Annotated in this window: 24 protein-coding genes, 1 tRNA gene and 1 pseudogene; 14 read left to right on the top strand and 12 right to left on the bottom strand. The window is 58.5% G+C overall.

Features of this window, described 5'->3' with window-relative positions; genetic code table 11:
- Nucleotides 1-59: 59 nt before the first annotated feature.
- Complete coding sequence (locus tag ACRQ1B_RS05585) at nt 60-1,079, top strand: GlxA family transcriptional regulator (protein WP_432292658.1); 1,020 nt, start codon at nt 60-62, stop codon at nt 1,077-1,079.
- A gap of 69 nt (nt 1,080-1,148) precedes the next feature.
- Here the strand turns inward: ACRQ1B_RS05585 and ACRQ1B_RS05580 are convergent, their stop codons facing one another.
- Both ACRQ1B_RS05580 and ACRQ1B_RS05575 read right to left on the bottom strand, forming a co-directional pair.
- The gene (locus ACRQ1B_RS05580; RefSeq protein ID WP_432292657.1) at nt 1,149-2,003 is read right to left on the bottom strand and encodes a response regulator; all 855 of its coding nucleotides are present in this window, start codon (nt 2,001-2,003) and stop codon (nt 1,149-1,151) included.
- Between the two features lie 158 nt (nt 2,004-2,161).
- On the bottom strand, nt 2,162-4,741 hold the full coding sequence (locus ACRQ1B_RS05575; RefSeq protein WP_432293818.1) for a mechanosensitive ion channel domain-containing protein: 2,580 nt from the start codon (nt 4,739-4,741) through the stop codon (nt 2,162-2,164).
- A 210-nt stretch (nt 4,742-4,951) separates the two neighbouring features.
- On the opposite strand from ACRQ1B_RS05575, the gene ACRQ1B_RS05570 reads away from it, so the two are divergent.
- Entirely contained in the window at nt 4,952-5,203 is a 252-nt protein-coding gene (locus ACRQ1B_RS05570; RefSeq protein ID WP_432292656.1) for a GlsB/YeaQ/YmgE family stress response membrane protein, read from the top strand.
- 16 nt (nt 5,204-5,219) lie between these two features.
- Here the strand turns inward: ACRQ1B_RS05570 and ACRQ1B_RS05565 are convergent, their stop codons facing one another.
- Both ACRQ1B_RS05565 and ACRQ1B_RS05560 read right to left on the bottom strand, forming a co-directional pair.
- A complete protein-coding gene (locus ACRQ1B_RS05565) occupies nt 5,220-5,774 on the bottom strand; it encodes a DUF924 family protein (RefSeq protein WP_432292655.1) in 555 nt (184 codons plus the stop codon).
- A gap of 12 nt (nt 5,775-5,786) precedes the next feature.
- A complete protein-coding gene (locus ACRQ1B_RS05560) occupies nt 5,787-6,296 on the bottom strand; it encodes a heme-degrading domain-containing protein (RefSeq protein WP_432292654.1) in 510 nt (169 codons plus the stop codon).
- A gap of 146 nt (nt 6,297-6,442) precedes the next feature.
- On the opposite strand from ACRQ1B_RS05560, the gene ACRQ1B_RS05555 reads away from it, so the two are divergent.
- On the top strand, nt 6,443-6,637 hold the full coding sequence (locus ACRQ1B_RS05555; RefSeq protein ID WP_432292653.1) for a hypothetical protein: 195 nt from the start codon (nt 6,443-6,445) through the stop codon (nt 6,635-6,637).
- Nucleotides 6,638-6,787: 150 nt separating this feature from the next.
- Nucleotides 6,788-6,863 (top strand) — tRNA-Lys (locus ACRQ1B_RS05550).
- A gap of 106 nt (nt 6,864-6,969) precedes the next feature.
- On the opposite strand, the gene ACRQ1B_RS05545 is transcribed toward ACRQ1B_RS05550, so the two are convergent.
- A complete protein-coding gene (locus ACRQ1B_RS05545; RefSeq protein ID WP_432292652.1) occupies nt 6,970-7,218 on the bottom strand; it encodes a DUF6894 family protein in 249 nt (82 codons plus the stop codon).
- A gap of 124 nt (nt 7,219-7,342) precedes the next feature.
- Between ACRQ1B_RS05545 and ACRQ1B_RS05540 the strand changes: the two genes are divergently transcribed.
- Nucleotides 7,343-8,062 (top strand): Crp/Fnr family transcriptional regulator, encoded by a 720-nt coding sequence (locus tag ACRQ1B_RS05540; protein ID WP_432292651.1) that lies wholly within the window; start codon nt 7,343-7,345, stop codon nt 8,060-8,062.
- Here ACRQ1B_RS05540 and ACRQ1B_RS05535 read toward each other — a convergent pair.
- Nucleotides 8,043-8,357, bottom strand: coding sequence for a winged helix-turn-helix transcriptional regulator (locus ACRQ1B_RS05535; RefSeq protein ID WP_432292650.1), 315 nt, complete (start codon nt 8,355-8,357; stop codon nt 8,043-8,045). The two genes, ACRQ1B_RS05540 and ACRQ1B_RS05535, sit on opposite strands and share 20 nt — an antisense overlap.
- 40 nt (nt 8,358-8,397) lie before the next feature.
- On the opposite strand from ACRQ1B_RS05535, the pseudogene ACRQ1B_RS05530 reads away from it, so the two are divergent.
- The 9 genes and pseudogenes from ACRQ1B_RS05530 to ACRQ1B_RS05490 all read left to right on the top strand — a co-directional run.
- Nucleotides 8,398-9,263, top strand: a pseudogene (locus tag ACRQ1B_RS05530) (zinc-binding alcohol dehydrogenase family protein); the annotation flags it as partial.
- A gap of 111 nt (nt 9,264-9,374) precedes the next feature.
- Entirely contained in the window at nt 9,375-9,611 is a 237-nt protein-coding gene (locus ACRQ1B_RS05525; RefSeq protein WP_432292649.1) for a CrpP-related protein, read from the top strand.
- A 395-nt stretch (nt 9,612-10,006) separates the two neighbouring features.
- Nucleotides 10,007-11,617, top strand: coding sequence for an ABC transporter substrate-binding protein (locus ACRQ1B_RS05520; RefSeq protein ID WP_432292648.1), 1,611 nt, complete (start codon nt 10,007-10,009; stop codon nt 11,615-11,617).
- Between the two features lie 31 nt (nt 11,618-11,648).
- On the top strand, nt 11,649-12,638 hold the full coding sequence (locus tag ACRQ1B_RS05515; protein WP_432292647.1) for an ABC transporter permease: 990 nt from the start codon (nt 11,649-11,651) through the stop codon (nt 12,636-12,638).
- Entirely contained in the window at nt 12,635-13,495 is an 861-nt protein-coding gene (locus tag ACRQ1B_RS05510) for an ABC transporter permease (RefSeq protein ID WP_432292646.1), read from the top strand. The genes ACRQ1B_RS05515 and ACRQ1B_RS05510 overlap by 4 nt, the downstream gene beginning before the upstream one ends.
- Nucleotides 13,492-14,274 (top strand): ABC transporter ATP-binding protein, encoded by a 783-nt coding sequence (locus ACRQ1B_RS05505; protein ID WP_432292645.1) that lies wholly within the window; start codon nt 13,492-13,494, stop codon nt 14,272-14,274. Before ACRQ1B_RS05510 ends, ACRQ1B_RS05505 begins: the two co-directional genes overlap by 4 nt.
- The gene (locus ACRQ1B_RS05500; RefSeq protein ID WP_432292644.1) at nt 14,271-15,089 is read left to right on the top strand and encodes an ABC transporter ATP-binding protein; all 819 of its coding nucleotides are present in this window, start codon (nt 14,271-14,273) and stop codon (nt 15,087-15,089) included. Before ACRQ1B_RS05505 ends, ACRQ1B_RS05500 begins: the two co-directional genes overlap by 4 nt.
- Complete coding sequence (locus tag ACRQ1B_RS05495; RefSeq protein WP_432292643.1) at nt 15,079-16,182, top strand: pyridoxal-phosphate-dependent aminotransferase family protein; 1,104 nt, start codon at nt 15,079-15,081, stop codon at nt 16,180-16,182. Before ACRQ1B_RS05500 ends, ACRQ1B_RS05495 begins: the two co-directional genes overlap by 11 nt.
- 84 nt (nt 16,183-16,266) lie before the next feature.
- A complete protein-coding gene (locus ACRQ1B_RS05490; RefSeq protein ID WP_432292642.1) occupies nt 16,267-17,523 on the top strand; it encodes a glycerate kinase type-2 family protein in 1,257 nt (418 codons plus the stop codon).
- 7 nt (nt 17,524-17,530) lie between these two features.
- Here the strand turns inward: ACRQ1B_RS05490 and ACRQ1B_RS05485 are convergent, their stop codons facing one another.
- From ACRQ1B_RS05485 to ACRQ1B_RS05460, 6 genes are all read right to left on the bottom strand, one after another.
- Nucleotides 17,531-18,484: an NAD(P)H-dependent flavin oxidoreductase gene (locus tag ACRQ1B_RS05485; RefSeq protein ID WP_432292641.1), complete on the bottom strand. Its 954-nt coding sequence runs from the start codon at nt 18,482-18,484 to the stop codon at nt 17,531-17,533.
- A 127-nt stretch (nt 18,485-18,611) separates the two neighbouring features.
- On the bottom strand, nt 18,612-18,827 hold the full coding sequence (locus ACRQ1B_RS05480; RefSeq protein ID WP_432292640.1) for a hypothetical protein: 216 nt from the start codon (nt 18,825-18,827) through the stop codon (nt 18,612-18,614).
- A gap of 126 nt (nt 18,828-18,953) precedes the next feature.
- Nucleotides 18,954-19,157, bottom strand: a complete 204-nt coding sequence (locus tag ACRQ1B_RS05475; RefSeq protein ID WP_432292639.1) for a hypothetical protein — start codon at nt 19,155-19,157, stop codon at nt 18,954-18,956.
- 148 nt (nt 19,158-19,305) lie between these two features.
- Nucleotides 19,306-20,223, bottom strand: a complete 918-nt coding sequence (locus tag ACRQ1B_RS05470; protein ID WP_432292638.1) for a PhzF family phenazine biosynthesis protein — start codon at nt 20,221-20,223, stop codon at nt 19,306-19,308.
- Nucleotides 20,224-20,293: 70 nt separating this feature from the next.
- A complete protein-coding gene (locus tag ACRQ1B_RS05465) occupies nt 20,294-21,028 on the bottom strand; it encodes an NUDIX hydrolase (protein WP_432292637.1) in 735 nt (244 codons plus the stop codon).
- The gene (locus ACRQ1B_RS05460) at nt 21,025-22,134 is read right to left on the bottom strand and encodes an endonuclease/exonuclease/phosphatase family protein (protein WP_432292636.1); all 1,110 of its coding nucleotides are present in this window, start codon (nt 22,132-22,134) and stop codon (nt 21,025-21,027) included. Before ACRQ1B_RS05460 ends, ACRQ1B_RS05465 begins: the two co-directional genes overlap by 4 nt.
- Nucleotides 22,135-22,167 lie beyond the last annotated feature (33 nt).

Here is a 22,167-nt window from a genome sequence, read left to right as displayed (position 1 = left end):
GAACATTAAGGGAGCATAGTTTCACGCGAGGAATTGACATTCGTCATGGAGACCTCGGCATGAACAAGTTCCAGACTAAAAAGCGTTCGATTGCCTTCTTCCTCGTTCCCCATTTTACCATGCTGCCGTTTGCGGCCGCCGTCGAAACGCTTCGCATCGCCAACCGCATGCTGGGTTATACCGCTTACACATGGCGGCTCTGTTCCGCCGATGGGGAAAAGGTCTATTCCTCATGCGGCATAGGTATTGAAGTGAATTCCTCCATCGCCGAAGAGCGAAAGGCATTGGGCGGTGAACACCGTCCCGACATGGTGCTCGTCTGTTCGGGTGTTTATGTCGAGGAGTTCCAGAACAAGACCGCAAGCGCCTTCCTGCGCGAAACCTACAATCGCGGCATTGCCGTGGGCAGCCTCTGTACTGGCGCCCATCTGCTTGCGCAGGCGGGGCTCCTCAACGGCAAGCGTTGCGCCATCCATTGGGAAAACCTGCCGGGTTTTTCCGAAGCCTTTCCGCAGGCCGAAGTATATGCCGATCTTTATGAGGTGGACGGCAATATCTACACCTGCGCCGGCGGCACGGCCTCACTCGACATGATGCTCAACCTCATCGGTCAGGATTTTGGCGACAACCTCGTCAACCGCATCTGCGAACAGCAATTGACGGACCGCGTCCGCAATCCGCATGACCGCCAGCGCCTGCCTCTGCGCGCGCGTCTAGGAATCCAGAACTCAAAGGTCCTGTCGATCATCGAGATCATGGAAGCCAACCTGGCCGAACCGTTGTCGCTTGTCGAAATTGCCGACAGTGCCGGGCTGTCACGCCGACAGATCGAGCGTCTGTTTCGGCAGGAAATGGGCCGCTCCCCTGCCCGCTATTACCTGGAAATCCGCCTCGATCGCGCACGACACCTGCTGGTGCAATCCTCCATGCCGGTGGTGGAGGTCGCGGTCGCCTGCGGCTTCGTCTCCGCCTCGCATTTTTCAAAATGCTATCGGGAAATCTACAATCGTTCGCCGCAGCAGGAGCGCGCCGAACGCAAGCTGACGATGACCTCGGTGCGCTCAGGCATCGCCGCCTGAGGCGGCCTCATCAATAGCAAAAGCGCCGTTCGCGAGAACGGCGCTTTCGTCGTATTGGCATAACTTGTATCAGGCAACACTCTTGCGAGACGCCGGCGCCGCCGCACTGTTTGCCCGCATCGAACGGATCTGGATCAGCGTATCGAGGTTCTGGTTGACGCGGCAATAGAACTCTTCGTCGATGAAGGGACGCAGCATGAAATCGTTGCCACCAGCCTTCAGGAAGCGCGCTGAAAGAAGACGATTATCGGACGACGAGACACCGATGACCCGCAGTTCATGGCTGCCACGGACCGAGCGGATGCGCCGCGTCAGTTCGAAACCATCGATATCCGGCATGTTGTAATCGGTGACAACAAGGCCGATATCCGCATTTCTCTTGAGCAGATCCAGCGCCTTTGCGCCGCTCTCGGCCGTACTGACACGAAAATTGTAACGCTTCAGGCGGCTGGACAGAAGCGCACGTGCCGTCGGGCTGTCGTCGACGATCAATACGTGGTGCTGATGGTTGGTGAGAAACCGGCAAACCGATTCGGCCAGCATATCCACTGCGAAGACATTGTCCTTGAGAATGTAATCGACCACATCCTGCTTCAGGAGTTTTTCGCGGGTATCCTCGTGGAACGTACCAGTGAAGACGATAACCGGAATGCTGAGATCAATCAGATAGTCCAGCGCCTCGCCGTTTTCCGCACCCGGCAGGTTGATATTGGAAATGGCGAGCGTGACCGGATCGGTCGAACGGTCGTAGGCGAGTTGCAAATCTTCGAAATTGCGGCAGATCTCCACCTCAATGCCGAACAGCTCTTTCAGCCGCTTGCTGATCATCGACGTGAAGACATTGGAATCTTCCGCCAGAAGAATACGTGCGCCAGCCAGTTCCTGACCGGAATAGTGCATTCCGGAAATGCCGAGAAAAGTCATAATGCCCCTATCAGTGAGATACTGTCCCCTGAAAAGACACATTACTGAAAACGGTTTTCGGAAGCGTTAATCGACCACGACATCTTAATGACGGAAAGCAAGAGCATGGCCGCCACCATGTTCTTGCTTTCGATACTTCAAACAAAACCGGAGCCAGCCTATGCGCCGCCGCGGGGATCCTCGTCCTTTTCCGGCATCCAGTTCGGCTTGCCGCGGTGAAGCACGATTTCCTGCTGCGGGAACGGAATATCGATCCCCGCCTCACGGAAGGCCTTCAGTATATCCGCGCGCAGCGTGTTGCGAATGCGCAGACCGGCGTCCATGTCGGCGAGATGGAACCGAAGTTCGAAATCCAGAGAAGACGCGCCAAAGCGAAGAAACTCCACATGCGGCTCCGGATTACGAAGCACTTCCGGAACCTCCTTGACCAGGCCAAGCAGGATTTCGATCACCTTGTGCGGATCGGCATCATAGCTGGCCGAAACCGGAATTTCGTTGCGCTGAATGCGGTTGCGGTGCGTCCAGTTGCCGACCGGCGCGTTGATCAACTCGGAATTCGGCACGATGATCGACTGCTTGCGAAATGTCTCGATCTCGGTCGCACGCACGGAGATGCGTTTGACGATACCTTCCGTTGTGCCCGTGATAACATGATCGCCAACCTTGAACGGACGCTCCACCAGCAGGATCAGACCCGAGACGAAGTTCGACACGATGTTCTGGAGGCCGAAACCGATACCGACCGACAGGGCCGAAGCGACAAGTGCGAAGCTTGAAAGGTCGATGCCTGCCGCCGATACGCCGACCAGCGCCGCCATGCCGACGCCGAGATAACCGATGCCGGTTCGTACCGAGTTGCGCACGCCGGTATCGACCTGACTACGCGCCATGACATTGCCGTCGATCCACTTCTGCACCCAGCCGGTCAGCACGTAACCGGCGGCAAACAGCAGGATGCCGCCAAAAATGCTGACGATCGAGATGGAGATGTTGCCGATCGTGATACGGGTGAAGAACTGATAGACCCAGGATTCGATATCGGTGAGCTGGAACCCCCAGGTGATCAGGATCAGCGGAATGCCGAAGACGAGGGCGAAAGCATAAATGCTCAGCCCTGCAAGCAAGCCTGTCTGGTCGAGACCGACATCGCCAAACCTGAACCGCTCCGCCAGCTTGGTACCCGCTGAGGTGTTCTTGAAGGCACCCTGTTTGGAAACCGCCTTGCCGGACAGAAGACCGATATAGATCAACACCACCACCGCACCGGTCAGCACGATCTGCGTTGCGCCGAACCGGGCAAGCCCGACATAACCGGCGATCACCGACAGGATCAGCAGAAGGCCCGCCAGCCGTAGCATGATGCGGACAGCACGCGGCCAGGCATGCCCGGCGCTGTCGGAGGTTTCATCGGCGCCGATGATCGGCTTGACGAAGGATACGCCGATGAGGATCAGACCAATGACGAAGGCCGCGATGATGCTTTTTGCGATCGTGACCACCAGCGGCGAGTTCAGTGCCTCGCTGACGGCGCCCAGCATGTAATCAAGACCATTGACCACAGCCATTGCAATGACCGCTGCGGTCAGCAGACGCGCGCCGCGATCGGTGACACGCACGAGACGCCAGTTGGGATCGTTGGGGGCCAGCACCGATGTGCTCAGGTGCCAGACGAAATAGATGAACCAGACGAATCCAAAGAACGAAGCGATCATCGACGAGACGTCGGGCCGCAGCACATTAAATCCGTCGAGGAAGAAGTAAGACGATACGAGGAACGCCGCGAGAGACATCGTCTCAATCACCGTCGACCAGAAGGCCACCGACAGGCGACGCAAATAGGAGGGCGCCTCATCGCCAACCACCTTGCGATGGATCAGCCGTCCGAACAGACGATAACCGCCAAACAGGAACAGCAGGCCCGCGCCAAGCGACAGCACCAGCGCGCCGATCAGCTGATATTTCTTATAGCTCCAGACGAATCCGGACCAGCCGGAAATGGTGCGCACGAAATTCGAGACTTCGGTAACCGTCGCCTGCCCCGCCTCCAGGAACAGATCCGCCGACATGTCGGTGTGGCGAAACAGCGTCTGCGCAAACAGGTTGCGGCGCAGCGTCGTAATGGTGTTGCCGAGTTGGTTGGCACTTTCCGAGAGATTGCTGGCGTTTTCGACCACCACATTGAGCTCGGCGCGCTCGTTGAGCAGTCGGTTACGCTCCTGCGCCACCAGTGGCGGCTCGGCCGGCTGGCCTTCCTTCGGGGCTTCGCCCAACGCCGTCAGTCGGTCACCGATCTGTTTTTCGCGATCCTGAAGCCGTGTCGATGCAGCCTGCATTTCGCCGGCAATTTCCTCTGCGCGAACACGCAGCTCGGCAAGGCTGCCGTCGTCATCGATATCCTGCTGTACGCGTTGACGAAAGGTATCCAGCTGCGAGCGTATGGTCGCCAGATTGGCACGCATCTTTGCGTTGATCGAATCGGCTGTAACCTGGCCTTCGTTCGGATCAGGAGCGTTGGCTTGTGCGGCGGGCGCGGCCTGAGCGGGTGCGGCCGCAGGCTGTTCCGCAGGCGCCGCTGGCTGTGATGCCGATGGCGCTGCGGGCTGCTGCGTCGCCGCAGCTGGCGCTTCCTGCGCCCAGACGGTTAGCCCTGCGGCTGATGATAGAAACAGGCCTGCAAGCGGCAAAGCGATCAGGGTGGCGGCAAGAATGCGGCGGGTCTTGCCGCGCTTTGTCTTCATCTCGGACACGCGAATACTCGTTTTTTCAAGGTTAGGCCGGCGCCGTGAGGCAGAATCGGCGGGAACATAGGCACAGATCGCGGCGAAGGAAAGGAAAGGCAAAAAGCGACTGGCAAATTCCCGCATTATTCAGGGGTTTGATTGCCGCGCTTTGGAACAACAAACGAGCGGTCGCGTTCACCCCGGCAACAATTCAACAGGGGTAAGACCATGGAACAGGCAGGTATCGGCTGGATCGCAGCCATCATCATTGGCGGCATTGCCGGGTGGCTGGCGGAAAAGTTCATGCGCAGCAATATGGGCGTGTTCATGAACATTCTTCTGGGCATTGTCGGCGCCATCATCGCCAATGCCATCCTCGGCGTATTTGGCATCGTTCTGGGCGGCTGGATCGGTTATCTTATCGCCGGTTTCATAGGTGCCTGCATCCTGATCGCGGTCGGACGCGCGATCAGGCGCTAGCCGGTAAAAAAGACGCTTAAAAACCGGAGCCGGGCTGCGACAGATAGTCGAGCTCGGCTTTTGTCGATTGACGGCCGACAAAAGCGTTACGATGCGGAAAACGACCAAATTGCTGGATCACATGCCGGTGCTTTTCGGCGTAATCGAGATAGTTCGCGTCTCCGAGGTCGGTAAAAAGCTGCACCGACCGGTCCTGGTCGGCGATGTTTTCCGAATGTTCGAAAGGCAGGTAGGAGAAACACCGGGAATGAACGTCCAGTTCGCGATCCAGCCCCGCCTCGGTCAGCAAACGCGCCTCCCTCACCGCCAGCCAGTCGGTCGAAAAGGCAAGAGGCGTCGACCGGTACATGTTGCGCGGAAACTGGTCGAGCACGATGATCGCGGCCAACCTGTGCCGCGCCGATGAATGAAATGCGGAGAGATCCCCCCGCGCCATTTCCAGATGCAGACCGGCAAACCGGTCGCGGATCGTTTCATCGAGGCCAGACGGCGGCTCGAACCAACCCTTTTCGCCCAGCTCTTCGAACCAGAAGTCCAAAACCCGTTCCGCTGCGTCTTTTCCAAGCGTCATAAAAAACTCCTCTCACACGATGACTGGCGCACGATCGAGGTCGAGCGGCTGTTTGTCCATGCCGAGCATATCGGCAATCGCCTCGACAACCATCTTGTGGTCCTCGCGCTGCGGCAGCCCTGATACAGTCACCGTTCCGATAGCGCCGACGCCTCGAACCACAATGGGAAAACTGCCGCCATGGGCAGCATAATCCGCTGCGTCGACGCCGTATTTATCAGTAAGGGTACGATTTTCCAAAGAAAGACCAAGGCCGATTGCATAGCTTGGATGCCCAAATCGGGCAGCCACATTTCGCTTGCGGCGGATCCATTGCGCATTATCCGGGACCGAGCCCGGCAGCGCCGCATAAAAGGCCGGCATGCCGTTGATCTGGATATCGATGGCCACGGAATGTCCGGCAGAAACCGCCACCTGCCGCAACCGGCTTCCCAGATCCCAGGCACTGCCAAGATCGAATCGATCGAACTGCAGAACCCTTTCCTGTTCGAGAATGAGTGACAGGTCGTTTTCGATTGCCATGGACGCAGCCTCCTTCAGTTTTTCCGATAGATGGCCGCTGCGGGGGGCGATGTAAACCCACCTGCCCGCACCACCGCCCAGGCGGAACATTCACTGCCGCTGCGCAGTTATGGCAAAAAGGAGAAAGGCCCAAAAGGAGAAAGGCCATGTCGACCTCATCGTTTTCAAGCCGCAAATTTCTCATCGCAGCCACCTACGCGGCCACCATCATCCTGTTTGCATCCATTGCCTGGCAGCCCGGCTCCATTTCCTCCGGCAAATCCAGTCGTCTTTCCGGACCTGAGACGGAAACGGCGTTCTTGATGCAGCGTTTTGGAAATCCGCAGCGGACCGGGCCCTGAAAAATGCCGCCGGATGGGTTTTCCACATCGGCCAGCAGCGCCTTTCGAAAAAGATTCAAGAAAATTCATTCTGCCGCTAGACAAGTCGAATGAACCGCTTTAGAAGCCCCCTCACACCGCCGGTGACACCAAACGCCGGACGGATTGGACGGGTGATTAGCTCAGTTGGTAGAGCAGCTGACTCTTAATCAGCGGGTCGTAGGTTCGAGCCCTACATCACCCACCAAACTCTCTCAAAACATTGATAGTCATATAAAAGTCGATTGCTTCAGCAAGATGACAGTTTCTGTTTGAGGACAGTTTGTGCCTACGTGATCGGCTGTGCCGCACGCTTAATTTGTCTCAAAATTTTTCCACTCCGTCTTGAAGCTGAGATGCGTCTTGCAAATCTCGTTTCCGGCGTCATCGCGGACGAAAATCGTGATTTCGCCACCGTCCTGACCCGGCAACTCGTCGCGCGCGATGTCGAGCAAAATCCGGCTCGTTTCGCGCATGATCCGATCCGGCGACGACAGGACGAGACCATGCTCATCTACGCTTGGGCCATTACCATTGTGAATATCAAAAAAATATCGCGGCATCTGGGGGCACCTATGATTTGTCTGGTCCAATTCCGCAAAGCGTGAATTGTTCCGTCGCTAGCTGATGCAACCGCAAGGCTGTCTAGCGCGTTGTTAAGTCAAGACAAACACTCCGGAGACTACCGTGATCCAGCCCCTTCTCCTCAACCTCGAACAACGTGACCAGCTTTCCGAGAAGGAAAAGGATATCCTGCGCTCGATTGCCGGCCGGGAAAAACGGTTTTCCGCCAATGAGGATATCGTCACAGAAGGCACCCGCCCGAATACCAGCACAATGCTATTGGATGGTTTTGCCGCCCGCTACAAAGTGACACCAGAGGGCGCCCGCCAGATTACCGCCATCCACATTGCCGGCGAATTCGTGGATTTGCATGCGTTCCTGCTGAAGACAATGGATCACGGGATCGTTGCGCTCTCGAACTGCACCGTTGCCTTTGTCGATTATTCCGACCTGAAAAAGATAACCGAGGACTGGCCACATCTCACGCGCCTTTTGTGGCTCGACACGCTCATTCATGGCGGCATTCACCGCGAATGGATTGTCTCGATGGGCCGGCGCTCGCGTACCTCCCACCTCGCCCATGTCATATGCGAACTCTATCTGCGACTGAAAGTGGTGGGGCATACGGAAGGCTGGGCGTTCCACTTCCCATTGTCGCAGTCCGAAATGGCAGATGTGCTCGGTATTTCGCTCGTCCATATGAACCGCGTCATCCAGGCCCTGCGTCGGGAAAACCTCATCACGTGGACGAAGGACACGATCACGGTTCTTGACTGGCCGCGCCTTCAATCCGTCGCCGGTTTTGACCCAACCTACCTGTCGCTCAATGCCGAGCCACGCTGACACCTGTCAGGCTGCCGCTTCTGCGGCGTCTGCCACCATTGTCCGTCTTCCGAACAGGTCCATATGGGCATCCCCCCCAATCCTTCAGTGCCAACAGAATCGGCGCCAGCCCGCGTCCCCTGTCCGAAAGACTATACTCCACCTTGGGTGGAACTTGCGCGTAGACCTTGCGGGTGATCAGCCCGTCCTCTTCCATTTCGCGCAATTGATTGGTCAACATGCGTTGGGTCACACCCGGCACACGCCGTCGGATCTCGTATAAGCACAATGTGCCGTCGAGGAGATGAAACAGCACCACGCATTTCCATTTGCCATCGATGAGGCTGATCGCCGCAAAGTGGAAAGTACTGGGATGGGACGCCGTCGGTACCGTTGTCGGGATTGGCGAGGATGTAACGTCGTTTCGACCGGGTGACGAGGTGTATTATGCCGGCTCGCTGACCCGCCCGGGCGCCAACAGTGAATTCCATATGGTCGATGAGCGCATCGTTGGACGCAAACCCGCCTCTCTGTCGAACAGCGAGGCAGCCGCCCTGCCGCTGACCGCCATTACCGCATGGGAGGCAATGTTCGATCGCCTTCACATCACAAGCCCGTACCGGGCGCCGCCGACGCGACTCTCATCATCGGCGGCGCCGGTGGAGTCGGTTCGATCGCCATCCAGCTTGCCCGCGCCAGAACCGACCTGACCGTCATCGCCACCGCTTCCCGCGCCGAAACGCAGGATTGGGTCACGCAACTCGGCGCCCACCACGTGATCGACCACGCCAAGCCGCTTGCCGCCCAGATCGACGCACTTGGCCTTGGCGCTCCGGCTTTTGTTTTTTCGACCACCGGCACCGACAGCCACCTTGACGAGATCGCCACTCTGATCGCACCGCAGGGCCGTTTTGCGCTCATCGACGATCCGAGCGCGCTCGACATCCTCAAATTCAAGCGCAAGTCGGTTTCGGTCCATTGGGAACTGATGTTCACGCGACCGATTTTCGAAACGGCCGACATGGATGAGCAGGGCAAGCTCTTGAACGCGGTCTCCACGCTGGCCGATGACGGCGCCATCAGAACGACTGTCAGCGACGTGATGACGCCGATCAACGCGAGCAATCTGCGCAAGGCCCATGCCTTGCTCGAAACCGGAAAGGCGAAAGGCAAGATCGTTCTCGAAGATTTCTGCCCTATTCGAGGATCTTCAAAACCATGAAAATCATGCCGGCATCAGCGAAGGTGCCGGCATGACATGTCATTCAATCAGATATCCGGCTTGCGATAACGCAAAATTCGGCTAGGTCAGGATTCCGAAAAGGAATCACGAATGACGATTGAAACGGTCCTGGATTGGCAGGAACGCGGCGTAAACGCGCGCATACTTGGCATCCCCATCACCGAACACCCCCTCACCACACAGGACAATCAGCCACCCCACAGCGGCGAGCTTCTCGAGATCTGGCAGCTCAAATATGACGCATGGCTATTCGGCTGGTGGATAGAGGACAGTATGCGTCAGTTCGATACAGGCATTAACAGATTATTAATGCGCTCAGCAGGTTAACAGGGAGATAACGTCGATGGATATTGAGAAATCGGCAACCATGCCTCTATCTCCTCTCCAGCCGGCATGATGCCGGTTAGGGGCTCGCGGACCCCCTACTCGAGAGAGTTGGTGAGCCCCGCCTTCATTTCGGCACAGCCATGCGAGCGGCTGTTTCACATTGCGGCTGTGAGACGCAATCGGCCAAATAGATCCATTAGATGATGCGCATGTTTCAATTTCACGCAAGTGCGGCTCGATTGGTAAACCATGGACTGCAATCGACCGGTTAGGCGTAACCAAACATAAATTCCTCTGAACCGACGCATCAAAAGATTTTCTTGGCTTCGAAAATCGGTAGCGAGCGTGACATAGTAGGCTATCACTATCCGCGCGCGCCTGCTCAGGAACCTGCCATGTCCGATTTTGCCATCTCCCGCCGCCAAATTCTGCAAGCCTCGAGCCTGCTGCTTGCTTCCACCGCCTTGCCGACACTGGCAAACGCGCAAAATGCGACTGCCGGCGGGAGGCTGGTGGTCGCAGCGGATTCGGAACCCAAGAACCTCAATCCGGCCATCGTTGCCTCCAACGGCGTATTCTTTATCACCAGCAAGGTGATTGAACCGCTGGCCGAAGCCTCCTTTGACGACAGGGACGGCCTTGCGCCACGATTGGCAACCTCCTGGGAAGGGTCGGCTGACGGGCGCAGCATCACGTTCAAACTGCGCGACGGTGTCACATGGCATGACGGCAAAGCGTTCACCTCCGCGGATGTCGCCTATTCCGCTCTCAACATCTGGAAACCGCTGCAAAATCTCGGGCGGGTGGTTTTCGCCAATCTCGAAACCGTCGAGACGCCGGACGAACACACGGCGGTTTTCCGCTTCTCCAAACCGACGCCGATCCAGTTGATCCGCCATGCCCTGCCCGTCGTCAGCAGCGTCGTTCCCAAACATTTCTACGAAGGCACGGATATCGCTACCAACCCGGCGAATACGAAACCGGTCGGCACGGGGCCGTTCAAGTTTGCCGAGCACAAGTCCGGAGAATATTACCGCCTCACCCGCAACGATACCTATTGGGGCAAGGACCAGCCGCTGCTCGACGAAATCGTCTTTCGGGTTCTACCCGACCGCGCAGGTGCCGGAGCGGCGCTGGAGGCGGAGGAAATCCAGCTTGCAGCATTTTCCGCCGTACCGCTGGCGGATCTTGACCGGATATCAAAAGTGCCGGGTCTCAAGGTCGTTTCACGCGGTTATGAAGCATTGACTTACCAGCTTGTGGTCGAAATCAACCACCGCCGCAAGGAACTGGCCGACCTGAAAGTGCGGCAGGCCATCGCCCACGCGATCGACAAGAGCTTTGTCGTCAATACCATTTTCCTCGGCTATGCCAGCGCCTCGACCGGGCCAGTGCCGAAAAATGCGCCGGAATTTTATGAGGCCGATGTCCCCAACCATGCCTTCGATACGGAAAAGGCAAATGCCCTGCTTGATGAAGCCGGTTACAAACGACGCGACGACGGCAACCGTTTCACGCTGAAACTGCGCCCTGCTCCCTATTTCAACGAGACCCGCCAGTTCGGCGATTATCTGCGCCAGGCGCTTGCCATCATCGGCATCAACGCGGAGATCGTCAACGCCGATTCCGCCGCGCACCAGAAGGCCGTTTATACCGATCACGATTTCGACCTTGCGGTGGCACCTCCGGTTTTCCGCGGCGACCCGGCCATCTCGACGACAATTCTGGTGCAGTCCGGCACGCCGGCCGGAGTACCCTTCTCCAACCAGGGCGGTTACGCCAACCCGGGGCTGGATGCCATCATCGCCAAGGCGGCCGAGACCATCGACAGCGGTGAGCGAACGAAACTCTACAACGAGTTTCAGAAACTCGTCGTCACCGATCTACCACTGATCAATGTGGCCGAGTGGGGTTTCATCAGCGTCGCCAGCGAGCGCGTGCTCAACATTGCCGACAATCCACGTTGGGCCGTCTCCAACTGGGCCACGACGGCGCTACAGCCGTGATGGCGAAAATACCGAAACGGACGGACCAATCGTGAGCCGCGTCCTGCGCCTCATCCGCCGTCGTCTGCTCTCAAGCATTCCGGTGCTGCTGATCGTTGTTATCCTGACGTTCCTGCTTCTGGAAACCGCGCCGGGTGATGCGGTGGATGCCTATCTCTTATCGATCGGGGGCGGCGATGCCAGTGTGGCGGAAAGCCTGCGACGGGCCTATGGTCTCGACCAGTCGCTTTTGGCCCGCCTTTGGCTTTACCTGACGGCTCTGGCGCGCTTCGACCTTGGTTGGTCTGTTGCCTTTGAGCGTCCGGTCCGCGAACTCATCGCCGAGCGCCTGCCCAACACGTTGGCCCTCATGGGCAGTGCTACTGCTTTGTCCTTTGTTTTCGGCTCAACACTCGGCATTATTGCAGGATCAAACCCTGAAAGCGTAAAAGACAGAATACTTTCCAGCATTTCCCTCATCTTTTACGCGATACCGAGTTTCTGGCTTGGGCTGATCCTGAGTCTTCTGTTTGCGGTCCAGTTGCGCTGGCTGCCGACATCCGGCATAGAAACGATTGCATCCGGCAAGACAGGCCTCGACCGGCTCGCAGATATCGCTCGCCACCTGATCCTGCCCGTCGGCGCGCTGGCACTGATCTATACGGCCTTGTTCCTGCGCGTCATGCGCGCCGGCATGGCGGAAGCGTGGAAACTCGACTTTGTGCTGTTCGCCCAAGCCAAGGGACTTTCACGCAGCCGCATCGTTCTGCGTCATGTCGCGCGCAATGCCGCCTTGCCGCTTGTCACCATGCTCGGCCTTCAGGCTGCTACCATGCTCGGCGGCAGCGTGGTGATCGAAAGCATTTTTGCCATTCCGGGCTTTGGCCGTCTGGCGCAGGAGTCCGTCAGCGGTCGCGACGCACCGCTGCTGATGGGCATCATCCTGGTCAGCGCCATCCTCGTGATCCTCGTCAACCTACTGGTCGATCTGGCACAAGCGGCTCTCGATCCACGCATCGGTGCATCGGAGACCGTCCGTTGAACCTGATTCACAAACTCATCAAAACACCGGAAAGCATTGTTGGTTTTGTCATTTTAGCAATTCTGATTTCCCTTGCCGTTTTTGCCCCGACCATCGCTCAGGGTGATCCGCTACGGATTGCAGGCCGTGCCTTGTTGATGCCTTTCACCGATGCGTCTCTGCCGTTGGGCACGGACAGACTGGGACGCGATGTGCTGTCCGGCATTGTCCATGGCGCCCGCACGTCGCTTCTGGTCGGTGCGGCAGCGGCTTTGGCAGCGATTGCGATCGGTCTGTTGGTTGGGCTCGTTGCCGGTTTTTGTGGTGGCATCATTGACGAAATCATGATGCGCCTAGTCGATGCGTTTCAGATCGTGCCCGGCTTTCTGCTGGCACTTGCCTTCGTCAGCGTCATGGGCGCTTCGTTGCCGGTGGTGATCATGGCGATTGCGCTCGGCGCCTGGGCCGATCCGGCGAGGCTGACGCGGGCGCAGGTCCTGTCACTGAGCGAGCGCGACTATGTCGCCGCCGCAAAGGTAATCGGCATGCATCCGGTCGAGATCGCAGTGAAACAGATATTGCCGCAGGCGGTGCCGCCGGTTCTGGCCGTATCCGCCACGATCGTCGCCGCCGCCATTCTGACGGAGGCAGCATTGTCCTTCCTCGGCCTGGGCGATCCGAACAATGTCACCTGGGGCTCTATGATATCGGAGGGCCGCAATGTCCTGCGCTCTTCGCCCTGGCTGTCGATCCTGCCCGGGCTGGCACTGATCGTGACGGTGATGGGGGTCTATCTGGTCAGTGAAGGACTGACCAAGGCTCTGGCAGCCTCCGGATCCCCATCACGGGTCGCGCGTCGCGATGGAGCGGCACCATGAGCCTGCCCCTCTGCCGCATCAAGGATCTCACGGTACATTACGGCGATCGTAACGCCCTCGCCGGCCTATCGCTCGATCTTTTCGTCGGCGAGCGAATGGCGATCGTCGGCGAAAGCGGATCGGGCAAGAGTACGTTTGCACGCGCGCTTGCCGGGCTTTTACCGCACAATGCGAATTGTGAGGGAGAAGTCCGGTGGCACTCCGGCCAGAGTCCGAAACTCGGCCGTGATATTGGTTTCGTTTTTCAGGATTCCTCGGCCAGCCTCAATCCGCTTATGAAGATCGGCGAACAGGTGGCGGAAGGCGCCAGGCGACATCTTGGCATGACATGGCGAGCCGCCTTTGCCCATGCCGAAAAACTGCTGAGCCATGTCCGCGTGCCAAATCCATCGGTTATAATGCACGCCTATCCGCACCAACTTTCCGGTGGCCAACGCCAGCGCGTGGCAATCGCTGCTGCAATTGCCAGCCGCCCGTCCATACTGATTGCGGACGAAGCCACGAGCGCACTCGACACCGTGGTACAAGCGCAAATCGTCGCTTTGCTCGATGGACTTGTCAGCGAAACGTCGATGACGCTGGTTTTTGTTACCCACGATATCGCCCTCGCCTCGCATCTCGCAGACCGCATCGCCGTCTTCAAGGATGGGCACCTTATGGAAGTCGGAGCGACGGCCGATATCCTGTCGACACCAACAGACGCCTATACGAAGAGCCTCATCAAGGGCCATTACGACCTCACCTCGCCACCACTGATAAGCGGGGTCGGACGGTCATGACGCTGCTCTCTGTCGAAAACCTGAAAAGACGTTACGTATCCGGTGGACGCGACATCATCGCGGTCGAAGGTGCAACCTTCTCCATCGCGGCCGGCGAGACACTCGGCATTGCTGGCGCATCGGGCAGCGGCAAATCCACGCTGGCCCGCCTGCTGTTGCGCCTCACGCCCCCGGATGCAGGCAGTATCCGCTTTGAAGGTGAAGACTGGCTTTCCTTGACCGGACGCGACTTGCGCCGCCGACGAAGCCGCATGCAGATGGTGTTTCAGGATGTGCTCGGTGCATTTCATCCGACGGCAACAGTTGCCGATGTTATCGGCGATCCCATCCGCATTTACCGGATTGTGCCCAAGGCTGACCGCGCCCATGAAGTCGCACGGCTTTTGGAAAGGGTCGGTCTTTCATCCGATTTTGCCGGACGCCCGGTGCGCGCGCTTTCCGGAGGTCAGCGCCAACGCGTGGCAATCGCCCGCGCCATTGCCACGCGACCGTCGCTTGTCGTCCTCGACGAAGCTGTGTCGGCGCTCGACGTGCAGATCCGCAACCGCATTCTGGAATTGCTGGTCGAATTGCAGCGTGACCAGAACATATCCTACCTGTTTATCTCGCATGATCTTGCCGTGCTGCGCGCCGTTTCACATCGGCTCGCCATCATGGATGCCGGGCGGATTGTCGAGACCGGAGAGACCATCAATATCATCACTCAGCCGCAATCGGCAGCTGGCCGTTCGCTGGTAGCGGCGGTGCCGCGCCTGATGCCCGGCGGACGCCAGAAAAACACGACGCAGAAAAGTGAACTCACCCATGACAACTGATCGCTGGCACCCGCTTCTCGACATCCCGGCATTTCCCGGCGAGCGTTATGCCGTCATCGCCGACCGGTTGGCCGGAATTCTCAAGACGCGCAATGACGTGGTGATGATACAGGCGGAAGCGATCGTGGCGCTCGAAGCTGCGGCGACCAGCATCATTCGTCCGGGCATGAAGGCGATCAACATCGTCACCAGCCCCTATGGCCAATGGTTTGGGGAATGGATGCGCCGGGCCGGCGGCGAGGTGATCGATGTCACTGCCATTGCTGCTTGCGCCATCGAGCTCGGTGCCGTGGCAGCCGCCATCAGCAGCCACCCCGATGCCAGCGTGCTCTCAATCGTGCATGCGGAATCCGCGAGCGGCATCTGCAACCCGCTGCCGGAGATTATCGCGCTCGCCCGCACGCACGGCCTCCTGACAATCGTTGATGCCGTTGCCTCCGTCGGCGGGCATGATCTCGATGTGGATGCTCTCGGCATCGATATCGCCGTCATCGGCCCACAGAAGGCGCTTGCCGGGCCGGCAGGTCTCTCAGCTTTGTCGATCAGTGCCAATGCTTGGCAGGCTGTCGGCAAGCCCGGAGGACCGGCCAACTCAATTCTGTCGCTTGCCGACTTGAAACTGTGGATCGAAAACGGTCGCGGCCCGTTGCCGGGCACCACTGTGCCCCTCGAATGGCATGCGCTGGACGCGGCGCTGGACCGCATCGAAGCCGAAGGCCTGGACGCGGTCATCGCTCGCCACGCGCTCGCAGCCGAGGCGACACGCGCCGGCCTGGAGGCACTTGGCGCCGATGTCTGGTCACGTGCGGACACAGGTTCCAATCTCGTGACAACCGCCAAAGTGCCTGACGGGCTTGCTCCGGAAAAATTGATCGCCTCGGTCGCGTATCTCACACAATCGCTGGCAACGGGTGTCGGCCCCGGCGCGGAAACCTTGGTCCGTATCTCTCATACTGGGCAACAGGCCCGTTTTGACGCGGTTTTGGCGGCGATCTGCGCTTATGGAACGGCTCTGCAACGTGCGGGCAAACATGCCGATATCGCCGCTGCAAGCGCCGCCATTCTCGCGTTATATGGCAAAGACCACCTATAATTTACTGAGAATAGGCAGATTTCCCCTGTTGTCGTCGCCGTTGCCATGACAGATTTTCCGCGCCATACGTCCCTGGAGACTGTAATGCTTGAACCTCGCTCCTTTCTCGCCTCACTGTTCGATGCAGCCGTGCGCGCCGCCGAACCGCTCGAAGGCATTCGCGCATATCTGCCGGAAAAGCCGAAAGGCCGCACCGTCGTGATCGGCGCCGGCAAGGGTGCCGCGCAAATGGCGCAGGCTCTGGAGACGCTGTGGGACGGACCGCTGACCGGCATCGTCGTGACACGCTACGATTACGGCTGCGAGACCCAGCATATCGAAGTGATCGAGGCCGCTCACCCCGTGCCTGACGCTGCCGGTCTCGCCGCCGGCAAACGGCTGTTCGGCGCCATTTCCGATCTCACCGCCGATGATCTTGTCATTGCCCTGATCTGCGGTGGCGGCTCGGCACTTCTACCTGCGCCGCCCGAAGGCCTGACACTCGAAGATGAGATTGCCGTCAACCAAGCGCTGCTGGCTTCAGGCGCGCCGATTTCCGCCATGAATATCGTGCGCAAACATCTGTCGACCATCAAGGGCGGCCGCCTGGCTGCAGCAACCCGTGCGCCCGTCGTGAGCCTGATCGTCTCCGATATTCCCGGTGACAATCCGGCCGATGTCGCGTCCGGTCCCACGGTCCCAAGCGATTCCACGCGCCATGATGCACTCGAAATTGTCCGCCAGTACAAACTGGACCTGCCGCAAGCCGCACTCGACCACCTCAAGTCGAAGCGCGCCGATGCACCGCTTTCGGACGATCCGGTCTTTGCCAATCACAGCCATCACGTGATTGCCTCGGCGGCCGTATCGCTGGAGGCGGCGGCAGCGCTTGCCAGAAGCGAAGGCATCGCGGCCGCCATCCTCTCCGACTCCATCGAAGGCGAGGCTCGCGAGGTGGCTCTGGTCCACGCTGCGATCGCGCGAGAAATCGCCAGCCGAGACCGCCCGTTCACCAAACCGGTCGTACTGCTGTCCGGCGGTGAAACGACGGTGACGCTACGCAATAGAGACGGTCGCGGCGGGCGCAACGGCGAATTCACGTTGGCCATGGCGCTGGCCATCGATGGTCACGACATTCACGTGCTTGCTGCGGATACGGATGGCATCGACGGTTCGGAAAGCAATGCCGGCGCCTTTTGCGACGGCAGCACGGTTCGTCGACTTCGTGCGGAGCATCTTGATCCCAGAAAAATTCTCGATGGCAATGACAGCTATACTGCCTTCACCGCCATCGACGACCTTTTCGTGACCGGCCCAAGCGGCACCAATGTCAACGATTTTCGCGCCATCCTGATCCGCTGACCGGCCGTCAGGCGTTTTGGGCCTTCGCCGCGAACGGGTCACGGCCGGCCCGCTCCATCGCGCTTTTATATTCCGCGATCAACCGTTCGCACAGTTCTGCTGCACCCGGCACATCCTTGAGCGAAGCCACGCCTTGGCCCGCCGACCACACGGTCTTCCAAGCCTTGGCTTCGTTACCGAGGTCCATGGTGCCGTGGCTGACGAGATTGTCTGGATCGAGGCCCGCAGCAACAAGGCTCGGCCGTAGGAAATTTGCGGCGACGCCGGAAATTGCCGGCGTGTAAAAAATGTCGGCAGCCCTTGCGTCCACAGTCATGCGTTTCTGCTCGTCACTGATGGTCGCCTCTTTGGTGGCAAGAAAACGCGTGCCGAGATAGGCCATGTCCGCTCCCATCAACCGCGCGGAAGCTATCTGATCGCCGGTGCTCATCGCGCCGGACAGAAGAATGGTGCCATCGAAAAACGAGCGGATTTCCGGGATCAACGCAAACGGGCTGAGTGTTCCGGCATGGCCGCCTGCACCGGCAGTGACGGCAATGATGCCATCGACACCGGCTTCGGCCGCCTTTTCCGCATGACGTCGGCTGATCACGTCATGGAACACGAGGCCGCCATAGGAATGCACGGCCTTTACCACATCCGGCACGGCGCCGAGCGACGTAATGATCAGCGGCACCTTATGCTCGACGATCTTGTGAAGATCCGGTTCCAGCCGCGGATTTGAGCGGTGAACGATGAGGTTGACGCCGTACGGTGCCGCATTGGGCGTTTCGGAAAGCCGCGACTTGATCTCGGACAGCCAGTCGACAAACCCTTCCGTCGTGCGCTGGTTCAGTGCCGGAAAGGTCCCGACCAGACCTGAGCGGCAGACCTCGACGACAAGATCAGGGCCCGAGGCCAGAAACATCGGAGCAGCGACGGCCGGCAGGCGTAATCCTTCAAAAATCTTCGGCAGCGGCATTCATTCTCCTCCCGGTCGCAACGACCATGTTTCTCCCGACAATCGTTATAGGCTGCTGCGCCCTAACCGCAAGCAGCCGGCGGATTGCTCCACCGGCTGCTGAACGATAATAAAAGTCATGGAGCGCTCAACGCCCGCGGGCTGCCGCCACCATGGTCCGCAACTGGTCCTTGCGACGCACGCCCTGGCGATAGAGCTCGATGGTGATTGCGGCCAACCGGTTCACTTCTTCAGCATCGATATCGCCCATGTCCTGCTTGAGTTCTTCGAACACCTGCTGGCACCGCATCAGATCATTCGAATCCAGAGGCTCCTCGCTTCGCCTCTTTTCACTTCTGATCATTTCAACTCCTAAAGAAAGTCATGCTGACGCATATTCGAGGCTGATGAGCCGGCCCGGACGCCGCTGCGGCAGGGCTCAGGCTCGGACAGACAAAGCCTGTCGAAGATTTTCAGTTAGATGGGAATCTCAGGTCCGGTTGAAAAGGCGCGCGAATTCATCGCGCAAGAGAAAGGGCGGCATCTCGTCCGCTTCAGCGCTTTTCTTTCGACACGGATTGGAAAACTCAAGATCGTCATAGGGAAGCGCCAGCGCTTGATCGATATTCATGATGCCAAGCGCAATCCGCTCGCCGCTTTTATATACCGTCGCTTCAACGATTGCCGTCTTCATTGTCCCGCGTCTCCATCGAACGCCTCAAAACGGCAGGGACGCGAATTTGTTCCACTTTCCCTCAAATATTTTTATGAAGTTTTAGCAAATACTTACACTAAAAGTTGAAAGCCTGTCCCGTTTTGAATCAGGAGATGCTGAACCATGGTCAAATCAGCAACGTGCCCTCAGCCACCTTGACCGCATGACCACCGATGCGTGCACGGCTGATCTCACCATCCTTCACGTCGATATGCAGATGAATGTAGGACGCCCGACCCATTTCAACACCCTGCTCGATCAAAATGGGATGATGCCCGTCCGGCAGCGCATCGAAATGCCGAATGGCGCCGGCCAATGCGGCCGCAGCGCCACCGGTGGCCGGATCCTCGGCAATGCCCATATCAGGGGAAAACATGCGGGCATGGAATTTTGCCTGATGGTGCGTGCCGCCACGACAATAGACGTAGGCAGACGCAAGCGCACCTTCAACGAAAGGCGCCGCCTTCTCCCACAATGTGACGTCGAATTCCATGGCCTGCACGGCGGCGATATTGCGCAGCGGCATCATCAGGAACGGAACGCCGGCGCTCCAGATTGCAGGCAGGTGGTTTTCAAAAGCAAGATCACTGACCTGCACGCTCAGCGCGTCGGCAAGCCCCTGCAAATCGAGCGGCAGTTCAATACGGCTCGGTTTGCGTGGAAGATCAAACTCCGCAAAACCGACGGCGTTCTTGCGCAGACGAACTGCGCAGCGTACCGGCCCGATCTTTTCCTCGATCATGCAGACGAGATCGACATCGCCGGCATCCGGGCCACGTTCCAGTTCGGTAAGGGCAACGGCACTGCCAACCGTCGGATGGCCTGCAAAGGGTAATTCCCTTGCCGGCGTAAAGATCCGCAGCCGCGCCGCATGTGCCGGGTTATCCGCCAGTTGCACAAACACGGTTTCGGAGAGATTCATTTCCCGGGCTATCGCCTGCATCGCCTCGTCGGAGAGACCGTCACCATCGAAAATGACTGCCAGCGGATTTCCCGCAAGTCTTTTCTCGGTGAAAACGTCATAGATGGCATAGCGGCGAGCCACAGCGAACCTCTCTGTCGATATCAATGGCGCCAAACTGCCCCACCGATTTTCGCGGCGCAACCCCGTTTGTTCAATTGTCCGATGGTGTGAAAAACATGTCGAGGATGGGATACATCAACGGGTTGTAACGATGAATCCCGCGAGCCGCCGAACGGATAACCACGGCACCATCAATTTCCTGCTCCGTATCATGAAGCATGTGGTTTTCGATGCGGCCAACGATCTCCTCTGCCATCAATGAAAACCGGTAAAAGCGGAAAACGACGATGCGCCCATTGGCATGGCTGGCGTAAAAATGCGGATCGGCCTTTGCCTCATTCAGCTCGAGTCCGGTTTCTTCCCGCACTTCGCGATGCATGTTGCCGCTCAGATCCACTCTGCCATCAACGATATCGTTGAGATCAAGCGAACCGGCAGCGCAATAGACCTGCCCCGAATTGGCCGTACGTTCGCTCATACGGATGGCAACGATTGCACCATCGGATGACACCAGCACCGCAAAGCCGAAGAGATGCAGCGCACCCACCGGGTCCGCCTGCTTTCGCCACCAGAGCAGCGTCGAATACGGTATCACGTGCCCGATACCGCGGATGACACCCTTATCGAATGTCAGATGGCGCTGCAGCACCATGTCACCATTAAAGAGGTGGGGATTGGCGGCAGATTCCACCGTCCAGTTCGTCTGGATCGCCTGTCGGTTTGCGGTAAAGAGCGGATGTGGACCATCCGCGATACGCAGGTCTATCGCATCGACGCGCACGGGATTTGTCGGTGGCGGCCAGATGCCGGGCAGTGTCATCGTCATGTCAGGTCGAACTCCAAAACCACAGGGCAATGATCGGACGCCTTTGGCCGATCCCAGCCTATGCGTGGAAAGCGCTCCACGTCCTGTCCCGGCGGAAAGACGGTGCGGAACGGCTGTCCATTGCGGATGATATCGGGCACGGCATGCGGATTGGTTTTCGCCAGCGCTGATGAAAGCCAGATGTAATCCAGCTGGCAGAGATGCTGCTCCTGCGGCCCGCGCGCGTGGTAAAGCGTCCAGCGATCCATCACGTCGCGGCGTGCCACAGCGTTTTCTGCAAAGCCATCATGGCTGAACACATCGAGCGCACTTGCCTCCTCACGCACCGGCTCGAACGTGTAGCCGCTGCGGCGTGTGCCGATCACTTTCACACGCTCCTGATAATCGTTCATGTCGCCACAGATGGCGAAGTTTGCCATGTGGACACCATCGGCTCCGAACTGTTTTTCGATGATGCGCCGCACCGCTTGCGCTTCGGCTGTACGAATGGCCATCGTGCCCAGCCGGCCATCCCTGTTATCGCGCGCATTGCCCATGGATTTGAAATGAACGACATAAAGCGAAAACGGTTTACCGCCGATCTTCAGCTCCAGTTCCAGACAATCGCGTTTGAAAATCTTGTCGGTCGACTTGTTGGTCAGGGCCAGTTCGTCATTGAACAGGCCGAGATCCTGATAGGTCAGCATGGCATGGCTGCGCACGTCGACAACTTCGATTTTCTGACCGCAACGGGTTTCCTCCCGCATCAGAACGGCGACATCGATGCCGCGCCCGTCATTGCCCTCGACCAGAAATTTCTGCCGATAACCATTGCCGACCATGCGGTAGAGATAGCCGTATTCGAAGGCTTCCAGCGCCGGCATGTTGTCGACTTCCTGCAGGCATAAAATGTCGGCATCCGCGTCGGCGATGGCGAGCGCCGACATCTGCTTTGTATCGTCCGTTTCAGCGATCAGGCGCGCCTGTTCAAGCTGTTCATATTCCTGTTTGCTGCCGACTTCGAACAGCCGCAAGACCCGATCCTGGCGCATCTGGTTGCGCCAGCCAGTGAAATCGAAACGGGTCATGAGATTTTCTATATTGAAGGTGCCGAGGCGAAGAGACATGCATACTTCCCTGTTGCGACCGGCACCTTAGCC

This window comes from Endobacterium panacihumi (genome assembly GCF_050847465.1).
In the GTDB taxonomy this organism is placed as follows: Bacteria; Pseudomonadota; Alphaproteobacteria; order Rhizobiales; family Rhizobiaceae; genus Neorhizobium; species Neorhizobium panacihumi.
The sequence above is the reverse complement of the archived record's forward strand: the minus strand, read 5'-3'. Positions and strand labels throughout refer to the sequence as shown.